Origin of the sequence: Candidatus Rhodobacter oscarellae, assembly GCF_001078595.1 — a bacterium.
Lineage (GTDB): Bacteria > Pseudomonadota > Alphaproteobacteria > Rhodobacterales > Rhodobacteraceae > Rhodobacter_B > Rhodobacter_B oscarellae.
In genome coordinates this window covers 10,908-14,791 of the sequence record NZ_LFTY01000002.1, presented here as the reverse complement: position 1 = coordinate 14,791, position 3,884 = coordinate 10,908, and the positions used below count along the sequence as shown (strand labels likewise).

The 3,884-nt window shown below is 62.7% G+C and carries 4 protein-coding genes; all 4 read right to left on the bottom strand.

What is annotated here, in order from left to right; genetic code table 11:
* Positions 1-414: 414 nt before the first annotated feature.
* Positions 415-1,254, bottom strand: a complete 840-nt coding sequence (locus AIOL_RS05140; RefSeq protein ID WP_235438896.1) for a Hint domain-containing protein — start codon at positions 1,252-1,254, stop codon at positions 415-417.
* A gap of 122 nt (positions 1,255-1,376) precedes the next feature.
* Positions 1,377-1,856, bottom strand: coding sequence for a toxin-activating lysine-acyltransferase (locus AIOL_RS05135; RefSeq protein ID WP_049641998.1), 480 nt, complete (start codon positions 1,854-1,856; stop codon positions 1,377-1,379).
* A gap of 124 nt (positions 1,857-1,980) precedes the next feature.
* The gene (locus AIOL_RS05130; protein WP_049641997.1) at positions 1,981-3,222 is read right to left on the bottom strand and encodes a Hint domain-containing protein; all 1,242 of its coding nucleotides are present in this window, start codon (positions 3,220-3,222) and stop codon (positions 1,981-1,983) included.
* A 126-nt stretch (positions 3,223-3,348) separates the two neighbouring features.
* Positions 3,349-3,884: Hint domain-containing protein (locus AIOL_RS05125; RefSeq protein ID WP_049641996.1), on the bottom strand; the 536-nt coding region annotated here is incomplete at its 5' end.

The following is a 3,884-nucleotide window of genomic DNA, read 5'->3' as shown; positions in this document are numbered from 1 at the left end:
TTTCAATTCTTGAGATAAAAATTTAACGGTTTACACAGGCCTTGAGGTGAATCATTAAACGTTAACACAGAACTGTCCACACCTCTCCGCTTCAGAAATTTACAAGCAACTGAACTCACATTATTTTATCTATACTTTGTCGCGCTTAGGAGATGCTTCAGACCAGGCCGCGTTCGTCAACCGCGACCATTCCGGTTGAGCAACTTCACGAAACATCCACCCAGAGCTGTGGATTCGGATTGACCATCGGGAGCTTGCCCCCTCGCGCAACATCGCTACGCACCGGGGGCGGTGTGCGCGCAAGCACACAGCCTACCGGCTTGCAGTCCCGATAGCGCCCATCCCCGCGCGCGGCTCGGTGCGGCGGGGACATAAGAGCAAGGCCGGGCGCAGCGGCCTTCTATGTTTTTTGTGCTAAACCGCCATTGCGAGATGATCCCGCTGCGAAATCGCCAGGCGGTCTTTGATCGCCTGCGGCAGCAGCCGGGCGGTGCTTATCCGGGGCATCCGCATCTCGGGGATGATCCGCTCGGCGCCATAGAGATCCAGGTATTCGGCGTGGTTATCGAACGCCGCCCGCCCCGCCGCGTCCAGGAAGGTCTCCGCCGGGGCGCCATTGGCCAGGATCACGTCATGGGCCTCGGTCTCGATGTGGTAGACGGTGTAGTCCGGCGGGACCTCTTCTAGCGTCAGGAACCGGATGGACCCGCCGTTCACCAAGGCGCTGGCGTTGATCATCAGGCCACCCAGCACCATGCCATGGTCGGCGGTGAGCGTCAGATCGGTATGGGGCAGGCCTTGCCCAAGCGCGCCCTTTGCAATGCGCACCGGTTGCAACCTGGGCGACGGGTTCATCAGCGTGCGCAGCGTCTGGCGGCCCAGCCACTTGACGGGCACGGCGCGCCCGTCCACGGTTCGCACCAGATCGCCGATGGCCAGCGTCTCGACCGCGCGCTCCCCATCCGGGGTCGCGATCATCGTGCCCGCGTGGAAGCAGGTGATATTGATGGTGTAGGTGCCGGGGATCGACACACTGTCGTTCCCCCAAAGTAAGATGAGCTGACCCGGCAGCCCGTCACTGACCCATTGGTCGTATGTGTAGACATAGGTGAACTCGCCCGTTGTTGTGTTTGTGGACGTGTAGTTCCCCGTGGCCGTGACGCCGGGATGATCAAGGTCGAAAACCGGTGCAACGAAAGAGTAGGTGCCGCCGTCGCCCTGGTCCGTCCCGCCTGAGAGGCTCGCTGTCGTCAAATCCCCCGAGAAAGTAAGGGTTTCCCCCGGCGACAAATCAATCGCGCCGCTCACACCAAACTCGGTATCATGCGAATCCACCCCCGTTGGGGGCGCGACGAGCCTGACCGTTGCTCCGCCCATTATAGCTCTCCTATTTTCCGGGCGCCCCACCTGGCGCCGTCAATGCGATTTAGTTCTATGACCCGCGCGCTCCCGTCAGGGTTGGGGCGGATGGTGCGGATCGTGTTAATGTCTTGCGGCATGTTCTCTTTCATCCAACGGCTCACGTCGCTGGCCGTGCCTTGGCCGAACGGGGCCAGGATATCCATGATCCACATCTGCCTTCCCGATCGCCATTCCGCGGGCAGCAGCGCCGTGCCGGACAGGATCTTGGCCTCTGCCGCATCCTCCACCATCGCCCAGGTGAAGGCCGCGCGGGGGATATCCTCGGCGTAGAAGATCCTGTACTGGCCCAGATCCACCGGCACCTGCACAATCCAGCGCATCAGGTTGAACGGTTTTTCTTTGTGGGGTTCGGATCTGAAATACAAAAAACACAGATCCCCATAGGCGCGCAGACGCTCCGCCGTTGGAAACTCAGAATTGATTTGCTCTATCACTTCTTAACCACCCCGGCGCAGCAAACAACTGTTTAACCTGCGCGTCAACTCGGGTGACGAAGATTCAAGGTCCTTGGGGGGCTTACGCGTGTTCGGGAATAGTCGTGGTCAATATCCCCGGGGACTAGGCGCTGGTGGCCAAAGCCTGTGTCGAGGCGCCTGAAAGCTGGCTTTTGACAGTCTCCGGCACCAGCCGGGCGGTGCTTATCCTAGGCATCCGCATCTCGGGGATGATCCGCTCGGCGCCGTAGAGATCCAGGTATTCGGCGTGGTTGTCGAACGCCGCCCGTCCCGCCGCGTCCAAGAAGGTCTCCGCCGGGGCGCCATTTGCCAGGATTACGTCGTGGTTTTCGGTCTCGATATGGTAATAGGTCAGCTCTTTCGGAATCTCGGAGGCCGGCACAAAGCGCACCGTGTCCTGGTTCACCAGCGCGCTGGCGTTGAACACCAGGCGGTCCAGCACGATCCCGTGGTCCGGGCTGACCTGCAGCGCGCGATGCGGCACCCCTGGCCCCAGCGCGCCGGGGGCGAACTCGACCGGCCACGCCGAGGGCATCGCCAAACCGCGCCGCAGGCGCTGGCGGCCGATCCACAGCACCGGCACCGCGCGCCCATCGGCGGTGCAGATCAAATCGCCGATCGCCAGATCCTCCACCGGCCGCTCGCCGCCGATGCAGGCGATCCCGGTGCCCGCAACGAAGCACGAGACATTGGCGCTGATCGACAGGTCGTCGATATAGCCCAGCCCGTCATGGACCCCGGCGCGGCCCGAAACGACAAACTCCCAATTGTTTTGCGAGTTGGTCTGCCACTGGGTGCCCGTGATCTGCGCCGAAAAGTCGACCCCCGCATAGGACACGTCGACCTGCCCTGTGGCGCTTGTGGTGATGGTCTCGGGGCCTTGGCCGTCGAGATCTGTGATGGGCTGCTCGGCGATCTTCGTGCCCTTCCAGAACACCTCTATCTCGCTGCCCAGGGGCTTGATGCGGATCACAAGGCCGGAGTTGGTCGTCCCGGTGTCAAGACCGTTCGGCGCGCCGGGAGACAGCCCCATCGGGTTCCCGAACGAGAAGGCGAGCCCGTCTTGCTTGCCGCCGCCGGCGTCCGTGGAGTCAAACTCCACCAGGAAGCTCGCCGTGAAATCGGTGACCCGCTCGGTGTCGGTGGTGGTGTCCAGCGCTGGGTCGATCTGCAGGACGGCGCCGACATTCTGTTCCAACGGGTCGTTGAACTGCCATTCGTTGTCGCCGTCCAGCCCATCTGAATTGGTGACCCCATCGACGCCGTATAGCGTCTCGGTCGCACCGTTGAGCGGGTCACCGGCATTATCGAAATCGTTGGTATGGGTAAAGGTACGGGCGGGCACTGAAATCACACTAGGTCACTGATACCCGGCCATTACACCTCAGATTGGTTAATTCTTCGTTGAACCCTGGCAGGCGGGGTGCCGCACCGGCCCGCTCCGCTCGCGCGGGCGCGGCGCGTCTTGGGGCTAGCTCGCCTCGGCCAGCAGGTCTTGCCGCGGACCGGCCAGGCGGTCTTTGATCGCCTGCGGCAGCAGCCGGGCGGTGCTTATCCTGGGCATCCGCATCTCGGGGATGATCCGCTCGGCGCCGTAGAGGTCCAGGTATTCCTGGTAATTGTCGAACGCCGCCCGCCCCGCAGCGTCAATGAAGGTCTCGGACGGCGCGCCATTGGCGAGGATCACGTCATGGGCCTCGGTCTCGATGTGGTAGACGGTGATGCTGTCTTCCAGCTCGGAAAGCGGCACGTAGTCGATCGTGTCGTGGTTCACCAGGGCGCTTGCGTTGATCACCATTCCGTCGAGCACCATCCCATGATCCGCCGTCACCGTCAGGTCGCTATGCGGCAGCCCGCCGCCCAGCGCGCCCGCGCGGATGCGGACAGGTTGGGCACTTTCGGGCAGCGGCAGGTTCACGGCGGCGGCTCTATGCGTTTGAACGCCCAGCCATTTCACCGCCACGTCGCGGCCATCCGCGGTGCGGACACGGTCGCCAATCGCCAGCG